The 16,521-nt window shown below is 44.5% G+C and carries 14 protein-coding genes; 6 read left to right on the top strand and 8 right to left on the bottom strand.

Annotation, left to right across the window (positions count from 1 at the left end; all coding sequences use genetic code 11):
- Positions 1-103 precede the first annotated feature (103 nt).
- Entirely contained in the window at positions 104-1,570 is a 1,467-nt protein-coding gene (ffh, locus tag V7K40_RS18135) for a signal recognition particle protein (RefSeq protein ID WP_334962018.1), read from the bottom strand.
- Positions 1,571-1,835: 265 nt separating this feature from the next.
- On the opposite strand from ffh, the gene V7K40_RS18130 reads away from it, so the two are divergent.
- Positions 1,836-2,204: a hypothetical protein gene (locus tag V7K40_RS18130; protein WP_334962016.1), complete on the top strand. Its 369-nt coding sequence runs from the start codon at positions 1,836-1,838 to the stop codon at positions 2,202-2,204.
- An 81-nt stretch (positions 2,205-2,285) separates the two neighbouring features.
- A complete protein-coding gene (locus V7K40_RS18125) occupies positions 2,286-2,942 on the top strand; it encodes a DsbA family protein (protein ID WP_334962014.1) in 657 nt (218 codons plus the stop codon).
- 105 nt (positions 2,943-3,047) lie between these two features.
- Here the strand turns inward: V7K40_RS18125 and V7K40_RS18120 are convergent, their stop codons facing one another.
- From V7K40_RS18120 to V7K40_RS18100, 5 genes are all read right to left on the bottom strand, one after another.
- Positions 3,048-3,533 carry a hypothetical protein gene (locus V7K40_RS18120; RefSeq protein ID WP_334962012.1) on the bottom strand — a complete coding sequence of 162 codons (486 nt, stop codon included), beginning with the start codon at positions 3,531-3,533 and terminating at the stop codon, positions 3,048-3,050.
- A 140-nt stretch (positions 3,534-3,673) separates the two neighbouring features.
- Complete coding sequence (locus V7K40_RS18115; RefSeq protein WP_334962010.1) at positions 3,674-6,343, bottom strand: TonB-dependent siderophore receptor; 2,670 nt, start codon at positions 6,341-6,343, stop codon at positions 3,674-3,676.
- A gap of 159 nt (positions 6,344-6,502) precedes the next feature.
- Positions 6,503-7,486, bottom strand: a complete 984-nt coding sequence (locus tag V7K40_RS18110) for an AraC family transcriptional regulator (protein WP_334962008.1) — start codon at positions 7,484-7,486, stop codon at positions 6,503-6,505.
- 475 nt (positions 7,487-7,961) lie between these two features.
- Positions 7,962-9,344 (bottom strand): aminopeptidase P family protein, encoded by a 1,383-nt coding sequence (locus V7K40_RS18105; RefSeq protein WP_334962006.1) that lies wholly within the window; start codon positions 9,342-9,344, stop codon positions 7,962-7,964.
- A 34-nt stretch (positions 9,345-9,378) separates the two neighbouring features.
- Complete coding sequence (locus tag V7K40_RS18100) at positions 9,379-9,639, bottom strand: hypothetical protein (RefSeq protein WP_334962004.1); 261 nt, start codon at positions 9,637-9,639, stop codon at positions 9,379-9,381.
- 203 nt (positions 9,640-9,842) lie between these two features.
- Here V7K40_RS18100 and V7K40_RS18095 point away from each other — a divergent pair, with 203 nt between their 5' ends.
- Positions 9,843-10,643, top strand: coding sequence for a PhzF family phenazine biosynthesis protein (locus V7K40_RS18095; protein WP_334962002.1), 801 nt, complete (start codon positions 9,843-9,845; stop codon positions 10,641-10,643).
- A gap of 7 nt (positions 10,644-10,650) precedes the next feature.
- On the opposite strand, the gene V7K40_RS18090 is transcribed toward V7K40_RS18095, so the two are convergent.
- Positions 10,651-11,115 (bottom strand): DUF29 domain-containing protein, encoded by a 465-nt coding sequence (locus tag V7K40_RS18090; RefSeq protein ID WP_334962000.1) that lies wholly within the window; start codon positions 11,113-11,115, stop codon positions 10,651-10,653.
- Between the two features lie 545 nt (positions 11,116-11,660).
- On the opposite strand from V7K40_RS18090, the gene V7K40_RS18085 reads away from it, so the two are divergent.
- Positions 11,661-12,101 (top strand): DUF4332 domain-containing protein, encoded by a 441-nt coding sequence (locus V7K40_RS18085; RefSeq protein WP_334961998.1) that lies wholly within the window; start codon positions 11,661-11,663, stop codon positions 12,099-12,101.
- 62 nt (positions 12,102-12,163) lie between these two features.
- Here the strand turns inward: V7K40_RS18085 and V7K40_RS18080 are convergent, their stop codons facing one another.
- On the bottom strand, positions 12,164-12,778 hold the full coding sequence (locus V7K40_RS18080) for a TetR/AcrR family transcriptional regulator (RefSeq protein ID WP_334961996.1): 615 nt from the start codon (positions 12,776-12,778) through the stop codon (positions 12,164-12,166).
- Positions 12,779-13,150: 372 nt separating this feature from the next.
- On the opposite strand from V7K40_RS18080, the gene V7K40_RS18075 reads away from it, so the two are divergent.
- Together V7K40_RS18075 and V7K40_RS18070 are read left to right on the top strand one after the other, a co-directional pair.
- On the top strand, positions 13,151-14,749 hold the full coding sequence (locus tag V7K40_RS18075) for a pitrilysin family protein (RefSeq protein WP_334962158.1): 1,599 nt from the start codon (positions 13,151-13,153) through the stop codon (positions 14,747-14,749).
- A gap of 37 nt (positions 14,750-14,786) precedes the next feature.
- Positions 14,787-16,304 carry a pitrilysin family protein gene (locus V7K40_RS18070; protein WP_334961994.1) on the top strand — a complete coding sequence of 506 codons (1,518 nt, stop codon included), beginning with the start codon at positions 14,787-14,789 and terminating at the stop codon, positions 16,302-16,304.
- Positions 16,305-16,521 lie beyond the last annotated feature (217 nt).

Raw genomic sequence — 16,521 nt, 5'->3', positions numbered from 1 at the left:
TTCCTCTGTTCATCAAATCTGAGGCCGAAATGCTAATTTTAGCACTGCCTAGCATTTGCTGCTATTAGTCATTAGTCATTAGTTATTAACTAAGGACAAATGACTAAAGATTGCCAAAACCTTTTTTCTTCTTATCTTTGGTTTTTTTCTTTTTCGTGCCTGTGGCGTCACCACCATAACCCCGCCATCCTGGGGCAGGAGGACGATTACCTGCACCTGCAAAGGCATTACCCATACCGCCGCCGCCGAACATTCCCGGCATTCCAGGGAAGCCACCTTGACCCATTTGCTGCATGAGCGATCGCATTTTTTGGAAATCACCCACCAATTTAGTCACATCTGACTCTCTATAACCGGAGCCAGAAGCAATCCGTCGCCGCCGACTGGGTGAACTGGCTAATAAATCGGGATCGTGACGTTCTTGGCGAGTCATGGAGTTAATCATCGCCTCACAGCGCTTGAGCTGGGTTTCTCCCTGCTTAAGTTGATCGTCTGAGAGCTTGTTCATCCCTGGAATCATCTTGATGAAGCCTCCCAGAGATCCCATGTTCTTCAGCATCCGCAACTGCTTGAGAAAGTCAGTAAAGTCAAACTTCGCTGACAAAATTTTCTCCTGCATTTTCTCAGCATCTGCTAAGTCAAACTCTTCTTGGGCTTTTTCTACCAGGGTGAGAACGTCGCCCATTCCCAGAATCCGCGATGCCATGCGATCGGGATAAAACGGTTGCAGTGCCTCGACTTTCTCACCCACGCCCACAAACTTAATCGGCGCTCCCGAAATCTTTCGCACCGACAGCGCTGCACCACCACGGCTATCACCATCCAGCTTAGTCAGAATCGCCCCAGTGATTCCTATCTGCTCATGGAAGGTGCGGGTAAGATTGGCTGCCTCTTGACCAGTCATCGCGTCTACCACCAACAAAGTTTCATGGGGTTGGACAGTTGCTTTGATCCTGGCTAATTCCGCCATCATGTCTTCGTCAATTTGCAGGCGTCCAGCAGTATCAATAATTACTGTGTTTACACCTTCTGCCCTGCCGCGTTCTACACCTTGTCGGGCAATTTCTACGGGATCTGCGTCGCTTCCTAGTTCAAATACTGGTACGTCAATTTGCTTACCCAACGTCACCAACTGGTCGATCGCTGCTGGGCGATATACGTCTGTCGCCACCAACAAACAGCTACGATCTAATTTTCTCAGATGTAAGGCTAACTTAGCGGTAGCCGTGGTTTTACCAGTTCCTTGCAACCCAGCCATTAGTACGATGGTAGGCTGTTCCTGGGCTTCTGCTATGGGAACATTTTCTTTTCCCATCACCTGCACCAGTTCATCGTGAACAATTTTGATAAACTGTTGGTCAGGTCGCACACCGGTAATCACCTCGGCTCCCTGTGCTTTGGCTTCGACTTCGCTAATAAAATCTTTGACTACCTGGAGATTGACATCTGCCTCCAACAAGGCGCGGCGTACTTCGCGCAATGCATCTTGAATGTTGGATTGAGAAATTTTGTCCTGTCCTCGCAGTTTCTTCCAGGCGGATTCTAAACGGTCAGATAATGCATCAAACATAATGTAATTACAGGTAGTTCGCCAATGGAGAATTCTAAACCGCCGATGAATGCGATTTGGAATTTCCGCTAAAGTTTTAACGTGCTATCTACCAGCTTAGTATTTTTCACCGCGACTGTAGCAACCAGATACTTACCTTTATTGAAGTGGTAAACCGTCCTTTGGGTGTAAATTTTGATTTTTTCAAAGGGAGAAATGCCAGCACTACAGATGAAGTAAGTATTTTAGTGTAAATAGTTGATAAAGCGCAGGAGAGCGAAAATATATGAAAGAATATAGAGCATATATGTGTGACCTTGGGCATCAGTGGACTCTTTTCAAGGATAAACAAGACCCTGAAGATTCAAGAGACTGTGTATACTCAGAAGGTCATTCCGCAGTTACGCTCAGAAAGCAACCAGCACTTGATGATGTTCAAATCACTTTCAGACCAGCAGGTAGAGTAGTAGATACAATCAAAAAGCAGATTAAGGGACGAGGCAAATACTACATAGTAATCTCCAACTTAGCAGGCACACAGGAGAGAGTTTCAAAAAAAGTATATTCTTGGGAAGAGGTATATCAAATTGGTAAAAGGTTTGATATGCGTTCATTTGAATGGGCATTAAATTACTGGAAAAATCTTTCTCTTTGACTGGATTCTGGGTAGAACATACAAGCTTGAGCAAAATAAATTCAAAAATCATTTATGAGTTAGGTGGCTACAGGAGCCAAAATGTCGCAGCGAATCATGGTGTACTCATACTCGATATACCACTCGGCAAATTCATATATTGGTATTGCTCTTGCCGAAAAATCTTTGCGGGGATTGCCTGTTGATATTGAACGACGACCAATCTACATCCCGAAGGAGCGAGGTATAAAGGTAGCTGAACTGCAAGGACGAAGTGAAAGCGCCCTGTTATCGTCGTATCACAAAGAAGATTGTCTGCGGTGGGCGAAAAAGTATGGCATTGAAATTCGGCTTAAGGAACTTGAAGAATTTAGTAGGTGGGTCAAGCGCTGGGAGAAAATGAAATTTGGTCGCGAAGAACTTCCTGCCAGAGCGTATTACGCTGCTTGTGGAACTGGGAAAGAGCATCTGCTTGATGCCGCTTTCTTTCGAGCTACGTACATTGACCTGCTTGATGTTAACGATGAGTCTGTGATTCGGAAAGTCGCAAATGATGTTGGGCTGAATGGCGATCGCATTTTGGAATTAGTATACGGTGAAGCAGCTGGACTTGCAGCAGTGGCAGCTTTGGCAGAATACGAGCAATTTGGCTGTCCCGGAGTCCCAACTTGGATAGTGGAAGGCGAAAGGTTTTGGGGAAAGGATCGTGTCGATTGGGTTGCCGAAAAAGTAAAGCAATTAGTAATTCGTAATTCGTAAAAAGGCCTAACCCCTACCCCTTCCCTACTAGGAAGGGGGAAATTTAAAGCCTCTTTCCTATGCGCGTGGTCTATTGATTTGAAAACTGCCGTAAGAGTTGCCCTTTTATAATTGAGTTGCTGCTGGTTTGGAACGCTGTTGTTGGTAAAAGTGGACAACTTTTTGCACATAGTCAGCAGTGAAACCTTTGTTGCAACCTGTATAGTTACCAGTCATCCACCAACAAGCTGCGCCACGCACAGATGCAATTTCATTATTATTGGTGGCGCCTAATTGATTGCTTAACTCACGGCGCGTAATACAGGATACAACTTGGCGGGCGATCGCAGGGCTGTTTTCAAACTGCGTCGGTGTTAGTTCTCGTTTAAGACAAGTTTTTGTCCAACCTTTGAGGGTTTCTGGTTTAACTTGCCATTCACTGTAAAGTCCATCGTTGGGATTTTTTGTCTGCGGTGCAGCCTGTCGCAACGCCTCTACCATCGCCGCAACTTGGGTATCAGAAATCGGCTGCTGTGCTTGAGCTAATAATGGCAATAGTCCGAAGGTGACAATAACTCCGTTGAGTAGTAATCCTATGGGGTTTTTGATCATGAATTTGGAATTATTTTAGATATCACGAGGTAGAATACTATGTCTTCACGGAACCAATTAGCAAGGCTTAAAATAGTAACATCATAGATATTCCATGATTAAGATGCTCTCCTTGATGAGTGTTTTCACTTTTGAATTCGTCAAAACTCCACTGACACCGAGCCTACAACCGTAAACGGTGCACCAGGATAAACGCTCAACGGACCAGTGGTACTTTCAAAATAATCTACATTGAACAGATTTCTAACATTAATGGCGGCGCGGAAGCGATCGCGCTTGTAAAAAATTGAGGCATCCGTGCGTAGATAACTGGGGAGTTGAAAGCTATTGTCTAAATCGCCTTGTCGCTCCCCGACAAAGAAGAAGCCTACGCCCACACCAAAGCCTTGCAAGGAACCGCGCTGAATTTCATAGGTTGTCCATAGGTTAAATGCATTTTCAGGGACATTAGCCAAACGATTACCCACAGGTAGGATATTGTCTTCTGTGATTTGGGCATCCGTGTAAGCATAGCCTGCAATGATGTTCCACCCTGGCTGAATTTCGCCGCCAATGCTGAATTCAACCCCTTGGCTGCGCTGCTCACCCGTTAGGATACCGAAGCCTGAATGGAGTGGATCATCGGTCACAATATTAGAGCGGGTCAGGTGGTAAAAGGCAAGGGTTGCCGAAAGTCGCTCATTCAAATCTGCCTTGACCCCAACTTCATACTGGGTGCCCCGCTCTGGTTCAAAAACGCTACCATCAAAGGCGGTGCCGCTGTTTGGAAAAAATGAACGACTGTAGCTGGCATAGAGTGAAATGGGTTCAATGGGCTGATAAACAATACCGACACGCGGACTGAAGCCATCCCCTGATTGACTGGTGGTATCACTCAGAAAACGATTGCTTTGCTCAAACAGATCAAACCGCCCGCCCAGCAATAACTTGAGATTAGGAGCCAGCGTCACTTGATCTTGAATATAAATCCCTAGAGCATTAGTTAATTGTTCACCATCAAAAGCGAAAGTGAAAGGTTCAGCAAAAGGTCGCCGATACACAGGGTTAAACAGGTCTAGTGGTGCAGGTGTGCTAAACTGCTCATATCCTAAGAACGATCTGCTCAAATCAACGCCAAAGACTAGCTGATGATCAATTGATCCAGTTGAAAATTTGCCAGTCAAGTTTATAGCTAAGTCGTAGTCGTCGTTATCGACAGTATTGATAATCGCATTACGGTTGAGGGTTCGATTATCGGAGGAGTCAAGACTATTATTAAAGGCATTAACAATATAAAACTCGTTTCCAGGTTTATTTTTTTGAATTCTCGCCCGAAATGCATTTTGTAATGACCAGTTGTCGCTAAACTGATGCTCCAACCGATAGCCCACTCTGAAAATAGAGTTATCAACAACACCGTCAGGCTCTCCAGTGAGACGATTGCGCGGAATACGACCATTGGGGTTGAGGAGTACTGTACCGAGCGCTGGCAAGCCTAAATAACCAACTGTGCTTCTTTCTGTGTAGTCGCTTTCCAGGATAAGACGAGTGCGCTTCCCAATCGCAAAACTCACGATTGGTGCGATCGAGAAGTTACTTCTTTCAAAGAAATCAATAAAGCTTCCTGTATTCAAATAGGACACATTGAGGCGATACAAAACCGTCCTAGAGTCGTTTAACGGTCCAGACAAATCAATGGTACCCTGATAGAAGTCATAATTGCCAATCGTGGCATCAATGGCATAGAAGGGGTCGCGCAGCGGTTGTTTCGTAACCAGGTTGATGGTTCCACCCGGATTGGCATTACCGTAAAGCACGGAAGCAGGACCTTTGAGCACTTCGATCTTTTCGATGTTGGGGATTTCCGAGGGTATATCTCCACCCTCTCTAAATCCATTTCTAAGAAAACTGCCGCCACTGCGATTTGTGGTTTGAAAGCCTCGAATAGTAAACTGACTACCGTCTCCAAAGCCTACTGGCGAACTCACTGGAGTTACCCCAGTTACGTTTTTTAAGGCATCCTCTAAGTAGGTGACATTTTGATCGCGCAGCACTTCTTGGGGGACAACTTCAATGGATTGGGGAATGTCCCGTAAGGGGGTGTCGGTTCGAGTCCCTACACTGGCATTCGGTACGCGATAGCCATCTTGCTCACCCGTCACGACTAATTCAATTGGCTGATCACTAGAAGCCGATGGTTGTTGTGGCTGGGTTTGGTTTGCTGGCTGCTGTTGTTCAGGTGTTGGTTGTGTTTGGGGTGGCTGCTGTGCAGTAGATGCAGCAGTTGTCAACCCGAAGATAAGACCTTCATCACTGTCAAATAACTCGACTGTTGGTGAGCTTGCCTCACCTATAACTGTCACCCGGATAGTATTTGCATCAAAATTTGTGACTGTTATTTCAGTAATTCCCGCAAGTGGTTTTTCGGAACGGAATGTAAATGCCTCGCCCGACTGTAAGTGCAGCTGGGCATTAGGAATATCAGCGATAAAACTATTACCAGTACTGCGATTAGTAACTTGTAACTGTTGCCCTTTGGTAGTTTGTAAAATAACTTCTACACCTAGTGCGGTGCGATTTACCTTCACTTGCGTTACTTGCACAACTTCTGCTGAGGGCGTGTTTGGCGGTGCAGGCGACTGCACAAGCTGTTGAGCGCTGGCGATCGGATGCTCTATTAAATGACGAATCTTTGAAGTTAGCGCGGATTTTGACTTTTCATTGCTTGGTTTAACATCTGCCCATCCTGGTTGAATAGCAACAGCACTTAGACATCCCGTTATCAGTGCCAGCCACAGATAAACACTATTAAAAAACCGCCAACGCTTCATAACAACTCCTTACACACCTGCTCACAAAACTTTGCTTATTGATACGCTTTGCAATCCCCAAGCAATACCGGAGGATAACTTCAGTAAAAAATCTGGATTATTGCAATTATTTCTTAGTTCTCAGTGAAATTGAGTGTACAAAAGAGTTGGCAATCAAGTCTACTCAAAAACGGCTTCAGATCCCGAAACGGACTTCTTGCCCAATAAACATTTCCCCGGTGTAATGCCGAACCTGCGTCTGAAGGCAGCTGCAAAGTGTCCCAAGTTACAATAACCGACTAGGTTGGCAACTTCAGCAACGGAGAGATTGCCTTGCCGCAATAGTTCCTCTGCCCACTCCATACGCTGATTGGTTATGTAGCTAAATACAGTTGTGCCAAAGAGTTCCTGAAATCCACGTCTGAGAGTGCGATCGCTCACTCCCACCAACTGCGATAATTCCAGCAATGACGGCGGATTTTCCACACGGGAGTGCAAAATTTGTTTGGCATGATGAATCCGGGCGATGGTTTCTGCCTTCAATCGTGGCGGCCTTTGCACTCCACCTTGATCCACTAGCAGAGGAGTTAACTGCAACCTGATCAGTTCCAGCACTCTCACCTGCAAATACATCAGCTTGGCGATTCCTTGATAAGGACAGTTAATGATTTGCTGTGCCACAGAGTTGACAGCAGTAGTCTTTTTGGGCTGTAGCATTGTCTGCCAATCATTACCTTTGGCCAGTAAGCTGAACTGGGAAGGAATTTCGCCGCCTACTGTCGGGAAAAAGGTTCCCAATAGCGAAGGTGGCATGTGAATATCAACGCCCACACTCCGTTGGGATTTTGGATTGTTTGCAGTCCATGAGCGTTGAACGCCAGCACCAGAGATCAGTGTATCGTCTGTATTAACTCCTAAAATCGAGACAAAAAATTGCAGAGGATGATTATATTCAGGAACTTCTATCAATACATCATCGTGATATTCAGAGTCACTAATTGAAAGTAACAGATGGGGATACACCTCAATATCTCGCACATATCCTTTACCCAGAAGTCTTGGCATTTGATAAATAAATTCATTAGATTCTGGGTTTTTCTGGCTATTCATTTCAGCTTCAGCCCATAGTTCCTCCCACTCTTTTGTCGTCAGGGTAATAGTCATGGTTAGTAGTAATCATAATATTTATCAAAAATTATAGGTTAGTATGGCGTTAGCAAAGCTTACGGTCGGTATCGCTCATGGCAATTTTCAGTCACCACACAAGCCAGGTGCCCAAATTTTTTCGTAACTCATTCTTAATAGCTGGCGATCGCATCCGACATACCTTAGTTAGTACTCCAAAAAGGCAATGTCTACGACGGGCGTAGCTGCGGCACCTGATATACCCTAGTTATGGATCTTGCTGTTAGCTGCTTGTAGCTTAATTAATTACAGTCATTGCAAGCGGAGCGTAGTCCTTCCTTACGGGACGCTACACGAACAAGCAAGCTACGCGCCTTGCTTGGTCTATAAGAGGTGCAATCCCAGCCGCAAGCGAATTGCTTCATTTCGCTACTTGTCTTTTAAGACGGGTAGCGAACGGGTCGCTGCATTCGCAATGACATTGTGTAATTAATTATGTTTATTTACTTATTTTTTAACAACTCACTAAATCTTCTACAGCACTGGCATCATTTGGTAATGCGGCTGTTAAAACTTCGCTACCTACTTCAGTGACTAATACATCATCTTCAATGCGGATTCCGCGGACATCGGCAAATTCAGATAAACGTTGCCAATTCACCACATTCTGATATTTTGAGCGAACATTGGCATCATTTAAAATTGCTGGTACTTGATAAAAGCCAGGTTCAATTGTGACTAACATTCCTGGACGCAAAGGACGATTTAAACGCAGGTAGCTTAAGCCAAAGCGATCGCTTCTTTCCCGTCCCTCTTCATACCCTGCTAAATCGCCCAAATCTTCCATATCATGAACATCTAAACCTAGTATATGACCGACTCCATGAGGGAAAAACAGGGCGTGGGCATCCATCTCTACTAAATCTTGGGGATTTCCTTGTAAAATTCCTAACTCTACTAAACCTTCAGCGATAACTTTGGCAGCTAGCAAATGAATATCCCCATACTCTACACCAGGGTGTATTTTGGCAATGCAAGCATCATGGGCTGCTAGTACGACATTATAAATATCTCTCTGGGTGGATGAAAACTTCCCGGAAACTGGCCACGTGCGAGTGACATCACCTGCCCAACCCATCTCCGTTTCAGCGCCAACATCAGCAAGCAATAAGTCACCTGGTTGTAAGGGATTGTGATAGTGTTCGTTATGCAAAACTTCACCGTGAACTGTAACAATACTGTTGTATGAGGTGGTCATATTGTGGGCAATAATTACCCCTTCCATCGCTGCCCGAACTTCTGCTTCCAGCTTCGCTTTTGGTGTTGCTGCCATACCAACTTTGTGCACCTCAACAGTGACAGCCGCCGCTTTTCGCAACTGGGTTAATGCAGCTTCATCATGAGTCAGGCGGAGAGAAATGATCGCCTTAGCTAACTCCAAATCAATTCCTTGGGGAGGACTTTGTGGTAAAACCCATCTATTTAATAGCTGCGATTGTTGCGTCCAAGTAGCTGCATCTTGTACAGCAACTGTGGCGGCATCTTCTACCCAAGATTCTAATTCTGCCATTGGCCCTGCCACATCTGCCCCAATCTTCTGGGCTATTTCCTCGCGCGTTGGGGTTTCTCCATGCCAAAGGGCGCTGCTGGGTGATGGATCGTCGATGAATAGTTCTAGCCTACCCGCTTCTAGACGAATTGCCGCCTTTGATAACGGCAGTCCGGCAAAATAGAGGAAATGACTGCTAGCGCGAAACGGAAGAAGATTTACTGGAAAGTTGCGCGGACTGTTGCTACCTGACCACAGAATTACTGGAAAATTAATCAGGTTGGCTAATTGTTGTCGTCGGAAACGTAAAGTATCCACGAGGGAAGTAGAAGTTTGTTGGATAAGCATAAATGGAAACTCAAGGTTATAGTTTTGTCTTTATTTAGTCGTTATCTTCTTTATCGTCATCGTCTTTATCATCCTTGCGATCGCGATGTTTGTCGTCGTCATTTTTGTCCTTCTGGTTAGTCTGGTTAGGCTGTTGGGTAGATTGTAGGACTGGTTTTTGTTGCTCAGTTGGAGCAGAGCGCTGCGGTACCTCAACAACACAACTAACTAATCCTCCAGAAATTAGCGCTAAGTTGACAGTAGCAAAGATGCTTCTGAAGATTTTTATCCTCATGTTTTCGTTTTGCTTGAACATTGACCCCAGTTTTCGGAGATTGTATTCCTAATTTATAAAGTACTGTATATGGGGGTTCTCATTTGGATGTAACACGCGTTTTGGTAATACGGCTTTGCTAAACTACGAACGATTAGCCGTCTGAGAATAATCGTAACAGTCGGCATAAATTTTTAACGCACTCCTGAGAAATATATTGCTGTCTAACTTTTAAAGCGACTCTAATGAGACAAATCATTACTCAGGTTGATGCTTTCACAAATATACCTTTCGCAGGGAATCCTGCTGCTGTCTGTGTTTTGCCTACTCCCCAAGACGAACACTGGATGCAGAACGTAGCGCAGGAAATGAATTTATCTGAGACGGCTTTTCTAGTTAAACAAGATGATGGCTTCAATCTGCGTTGGTTTACGCCCACGGTGGAAGTACCGCTTTGTGGTCATGCAACTTTAGCTAGTGCCCATGTACTTTGGTCAGAGGGACATTTGTCACCGAATGAAGCTGCACGTTTCTACACCAAAAGCGGAGTGCTGATTGCAAAGTTGCAAGGTGAGTGGATTGAGTTAGATTTTCCTGTGAATCACTCACAAGAAACGATCGCTCCTCCAGAACTGAGCAAGGCTTTGGGTGTATCATACAAATCTGTCTTGCAGAATTCACTAGGTTATTTAGTGGAATTGGAATCGGAAGACTTGGTGCGGCAAATGCAGCCTAATTTTCAATTACTAAAAACGTTGCCTGTTTCTGATGTTATAGTCACCAGCATTGCTTCTTTAGATGGAAATTATGATTTTGTCTCTCGCTTCTTTGCACCAGGAGTAGGTATTAATGAAGACCCCGTTACTGGGGCTGCTCATTGTTGTCTCGCTCCCTTTTGGCGCGATCGCTTGCACAAAGATGAGTTATTGGCTTATCAGGCATCCAGTCGCGGTGGGGTAGTGAAAGTACGTTATACAGGAGGCGATCGCGTCTTTCTTGCCGGACAAGCTGTAACTGTTATGCGAGGTGAGTTAATTACTGCATAAACCTATATTACAAATCAATCGCATCCGGCAAAAACTCAGCATCAAGAACTAGGGCAATGGCATAAGGACATTTTACTGGAAACGTATCTATTGGTAGTTCAGTTTCATTACTAGCAGCTTTCAATCCCCGATGGTAACATTGGGCTAAAACTTCTTCTGGATAGAACTTGAGGCTGGGACTCTCTTGTAACAAATCTGTAATCCGGTTGCGTTGCTCATTAATCGTATTTTGCCAGGAGCCACTCCGCAAACTAGACTGATATTGCCACTTGAGCAAATGCTGTAATAATATTTCCAAGCGGTTTTTTAATTCCCGCCGATCTGACCGTCCCAAGTTTTCAATCTCCTCAATCACAGCATCCCAGTCTACCTGTTCAAATTGTCCAGCCCGAATGAGTTGTACAGTCTGTTCTGTCCATGCTACAAAGTCTATTTCATACAACTGGGCTGCGCTTTTTGGAATCGGGGTCATGAGCTTGCTGCAATCCACTATAAACGAGCTAGATTTGAAATCTTTTACACCCATCTTAACGTTAGGGGACGAGGCGATCGCGTCTTTCTCGCCGGACAAACCGTAACTGTTATGCGAGATGAGTTAATTACCGCTTCATTTTAATAAGCTAAGATGGTGAAATGTTATTGTTAGTCGATACAATCGCATTGTTGGTCAATACAATTGCTTTGTCAATCGATACAATTGCATTGTCAGTCAATACAATCGCATTGTCAGTCAATACAATCGCATTGTCAGTCGATACAATTGCATTGTCAGTCAATACAATCGCATTGTTAGTCAATACAATTGCATTGCAGTAGATTGCATTTAGATGTATGTTCATCAAATATTACCGCAGGGTAGCAGCAAAACAATGCCAAAATTGAAAGGCTCAGATCCCCGACTTCTCTAAGAAGTCGAGGATCTTGTTTCTGCGCGTTTGATTTAGGATTACTATATTATGTGATTAAGTTTTTTTCATTTGTCACAATATTAAAAGAAGCCTATATTTAGTTTTAAAAATGTCTGCTAAAAATACAAATACTCGAAATCTGCTTACATCTGGTGACTGGCCAATCGAGCAATTACCTGGACTGAGCCACGAAGAACAATCTCAACTGCAAAATTGTGGGATTACTAGCACAGTAGCGCTAGTCAAACAAGGCAAGACTCTAGAGGCACGGCTGGCGTTAGCAAATAAACTACAGATTCATCTTCAGTATGTAAATAAATGGATGGCTTTAGCTGACTTGGCGCGCATTCCCAGTGTAGGCGTACAATATTGTGGTTTATTGCTCCATGCAGGTATTGGTTCTGTAGCACAGTTAGCTCATACTCCGACTCATAGATTGCACCAACAAATTATGCGTTTGCAAGTAGCAACAATGCAGCGACGAGATTTGTGTCCAGCGATTGAGCTAGTACAACAGTGGAGTCAACAAGCCAAAGCAATCATTAGTTAGAAGTGAGGAGTTAAAATTCATAATTCATAATTCATGATTCATAACTCCTAACTGATAATTCTTTACTCTTTGGCTAAAACACCATTAAGGAAGATATCAGCCAGTCCTTCAGCCATTTCCTGCATTTGTTGGGGGGAAGCCTCAGGTTCCATGAGGGTATTGTTAGAAAAACCTGCGATCGCAAACATTCCCAAGAAAACTTTAGCAACCAGCTTGGCATCCATTTGGCGATAAATGCCTTTATCCATCGCTGTTTGAAAGAACGCTTCGCCCACATCGGTCATTTTAGTAATCACTTCTAATTGGATGCGATCGCGCAAATCGGGGTGAAACTGCACCTCCATAAAACAAACGCGCATCAAATCGGCATTTTTTTGGAAATTCCACATCCGGCGACGCATCACTTGAGCTACGGCTTTATAAGTGCCCATTTCACTCAATTCTGTCAGCAAATCTGTAAGAATCTCTACCCAGCCACTCGTCGCTACTTCCACCAAAATTGCCTTTTTATTGGGAAAATGACGAAATAGAGTGCCTTCAGCTACACCTGCTGCCTGTGCTAAATCACGGGTGGTAGTGCCGTCAAATCCCTGAGCGGCGAACAATCGTTGTGCTGCCTGTAAAATCCGGGTGCGCGTCTGAGCCTCTGAGGGTGGGGAAGAATTAAAAACTCGCATAACAGTTATGGTGAGATTTGCAGAACACGATTTGTAGCATTATTGTCTAACATCAAGTAAAAAAGCCACTGAAAGCTTAATACAAGATTAACGTCCTTTTGCTAAGTATCCTGTTTCTTAGGTAGTGTAACTTTATCTTAATTTTCGCTTATGAACCAGATCAGTCGGTCAATTTTGAGATTTTGCGGAAAGTCTGAGCGCCGGTTTCCGGCGATTAGAACTTTCCAAGACAGATTGGGAACTTTCTTGCAGAACGCTACGCGTAGCTTGCAACTCCTGCGGAGTACGACTTCTCTACAAGACGCGCAAGGGACGCTCAGTCCTTCTCTACCAGAGGCTGCGCCAACGACTTTGCTCAGGAACCATCGAACGATTTTGGATTGGTTAGATAAACTATCTGTCAGATTGCAGCGGTTGTTTGTCACTTTGTTGGCTTTGATCGTCCTTTGCTGGGGATTACTACCAGAAATTGCTCTGGCTCAAACTCAAACGGCACTTCCTCAAGCAGCCAAAACTCAAACCCCATCGGTTCAAAGTTCGATCCAACCTTATTTGGATCGAGTGATTAAGCAGTTAACGGAGTTTCGCCTCGACAATGGTCTAAAATTTATTGTCTTGGAACGACATCAAGCGCCCGTAGTTTCCTTTCTTACCTATGCCAATGTCGGTGGTGTGGATGAGTCAGATGGTAAAACTGGCGTAGCTCATTTTCTTGAGCATTTGGCGTTCAAAGGGACAACGCGCATTGGCACACAAGACTACAAAGCAGAAAAACCCCTACTAGAGCGCTTGCAGCAGTTAGATACTCAAATTAAAATAGCGAAAGCCGAAGGCAAAAAAGATGAAGTTGCTCGGTTAGAAACTGAGTTTAAACAAGTAGAATCACAAGCAGGTAAGCTAGTCAAGCAAAATGAACTGGGGCAAATTGTGGAACAAGCGGGAGGCGTGGGTTTAAATGCCAATACTTCTACTGAAGCCACTCGTTATTTTTACAGTTTTCCTGCCAATAAGCTAGAACTTTGGATGTCGCTGGAGTCGGAACGATTTCTAGATCCTGTAATTCGTCGTGAGTTTTATAAAGAGAAAGATGTAATTTTAGAAGAACGCCGGATGCGGGTGGAGAATTCACCCATTGGACTGATGGTGGAAAAGTTTATTGATACTGCTTACAAAGTTCATCCCTACAGGCGTCCAGTGATTGGTTATGACGAAGATATCCGCAATTTGACACCAGAAGATGTCCAGAATTTTTTTGATACTCACTATGTACCAAGTAATTTAGCGATCGCTATTGTCGGAGATGTTAAATCGGCTGAGGTGAAAAAACTGGCGCAAACTTATTTTGGCCCCTATCAAGCAAAAACCAAAGCTGTTGAACAAATCCCGGCGGAACCGCTACAACAACAAACACGGGAAGTTACTTTACAGCTACCTTCTCAACCCTGGTATTTAGAAGGTTATCATCGTCCGGCAATTACCCATCCAGATAATGCAGTCTATGAAATCATTGGCAGTTTATTAAGTGATGGGCGCACGTCGCGGTTGTATAAGTCTTTGGTAGAAAAGCAGCGTTTGGCGCTAAATGCCCAAGGTTACAGTGGATTTCCTGGAGATAAGTACCCAAACCTGATATTTTTCTATGCTCTCACAGCTCCTGGTCATACAGTTGATGAGTTGGCGGTGGCTTTGCGTCAAGAAATTGACAAATTAAAAACTGAGCCTGTAGAAGCGGCTGATTTGGAACGGGTGAAAACCCAAGCACGAGCGGGCTTGTTACGTACCCTCGACTCAAATATGGGGATGGCTCAACAATTGTTGGAATATGAGGTGAAAACTGGCTCTTGGCGGAATTTGTTTAAGCAGTTGGATGACATTGCAGCAGTAAAGACGGCTGATATTCAACGGGTGGCAAAGGAGACGTTTACGGCTGAAAATCGTTCGATTGGTAAGTTGTTGTCGAAAGAAGCTTAAGAGAAATGAACCGCAAAGGGCGCAAAGGTAGAGAGATATGCAGAGGTACAAGGTGAAGGGTAAAAAGCGGATGGTGTTCAAGATTCAAAATGGCAAGGGGTTTATTTATGCTTTGGTTGCAGTTTTTGCGTGTTTACTTTTAACTTGTAATTTTTCTCTGGCGGCGACGGCACAAGCAAAGCATTATAGTGAGTTGCAGTTGCCACCGCTACCTGAGATTAAGTTACCCAAGTATGAGCGGTTTGTTCTCCAAAACGGCTTGGTTGTCTATTTAATGGAGGATCACGAGTTACCGTTGGTGAATGGGACGGCGTTTGTGCGGACAGGGAATCGCTTGGAACCACTGGAAAAAGTCGGTTTAGCTGGTTTTACAGGCGCAGTAATGCGAACTGGGGGAACTAAGAAGCATTCAGCTGATGAACTCAACGAGATATTGGAACAACGGGCGGCTTCTGTAGAAGTTGGTATTGCTGAAGCTTTTGGTAGTGCTAGCTTTGACGCACTCAGTGAAGATTTAGAAACGGTGTTTGGGCTGTTTGCCGAGGTGGTGCGATCGCCAGTATTTGCTCAAGAAAAGCTAGACTTAGCTAAGACACAAGCTAAGGGTGGCATTGCCCGTCGCAATGACGATCCAGATAGTATTGCTAGTCGAGAATTTAAGAAATTGATCTATGGGAAAGATAGTCCCTATGCTCGCACGATAGAGTATGCAACGGTAGATCAGGTTTTCCGTGAGGATTTGCTCAAGTTCTATCAGCAATATTTCCACCCCAATAATATGATTTTAGGGATTGTGGGAGATTTTGATGCGAAGAAAATGCGATCGCTCGTTCAAGCAAAGTTTGGTGACTGGAACCGCAACCCAGGTATTGCTAAACCCAAATTACCAAAGGTTTCGCCAGCTAATACAGGTGGAGTCTTCTTTGTAAATCAGCCACAACTAACACAAAGTAGTGTGCTTATCGGGCATTTAGGCGGACGGTTCGACAATCCTGATTATGCGGCGCTGGATGTATTAAATGGGGTGTTAAATGGGTTTGGTGGACGCTTATTTAATGAAGTGCGATCGCGTCAAGGTTTAGCTTACTCTGTCTATGGCCAGTGGAGTCCCCGCTACGACTATCCTGGTATGTTTATTGCTGGTGGACAAACGCGATCGGATGCTACTGTGCAGTTTGTCAAAGCCTTACAAGCTGAAATCAAGCGCATCCAAACTCAAAGAGTAACAGCAAAAGAACTGGCTTTTGCCAAAGAGTCTACACTCAACTCTTTTGTATTCAACTTTCAAGACCCCAGCCAGACCTTATCACGGTTGATGCGATACGAATATTACGGCTATCCTGCTGATTTTCTCTTTCGCTATCAGAAAGCCGTCGCCGCCACCACCGTCGCTGATGTGCAACGGGTAGCACGAGAATACCTCAAGCCAGAAAGGATTGTAACTCTAATCGTGGGGAATCAAACCGCCATTCAACCGCCATTGACGCAGCTAGCAGCACAGGTGACACCAATAGATGTAACGATTCCTGGTTCGCAACCACAGGCGAAGAATTAATCACAAATTGCGAGCAAGAAATTCAGCCTGCTTTTAGATGGCGAACGCGGATGATGAATTTGATAGTGTTTCGTTACTTGAGCATCCTTACTAGGTCTACCACGTCCTTTGTATTTAGGACTTACACAACTGGCACAGTGTAGGGACTTTCTTGACAACCGAGTCAAGTGCTTCTAAAGCTACTTTGTTGGGTAATCGCGGTTCCGGAATTACAGCG

The sequence above is a fragment of the Nostoc sp. genome (assembly GCF_036917195.1).
Lineage (GTDB): Bacteria > Cyanobacteriota > Cyanobacteriia > Cyanobacteriales > Nostocaceae > Nostoc.
This window is presented reverse-complemented; position numbering and strand designations above follow the sequence as displayed.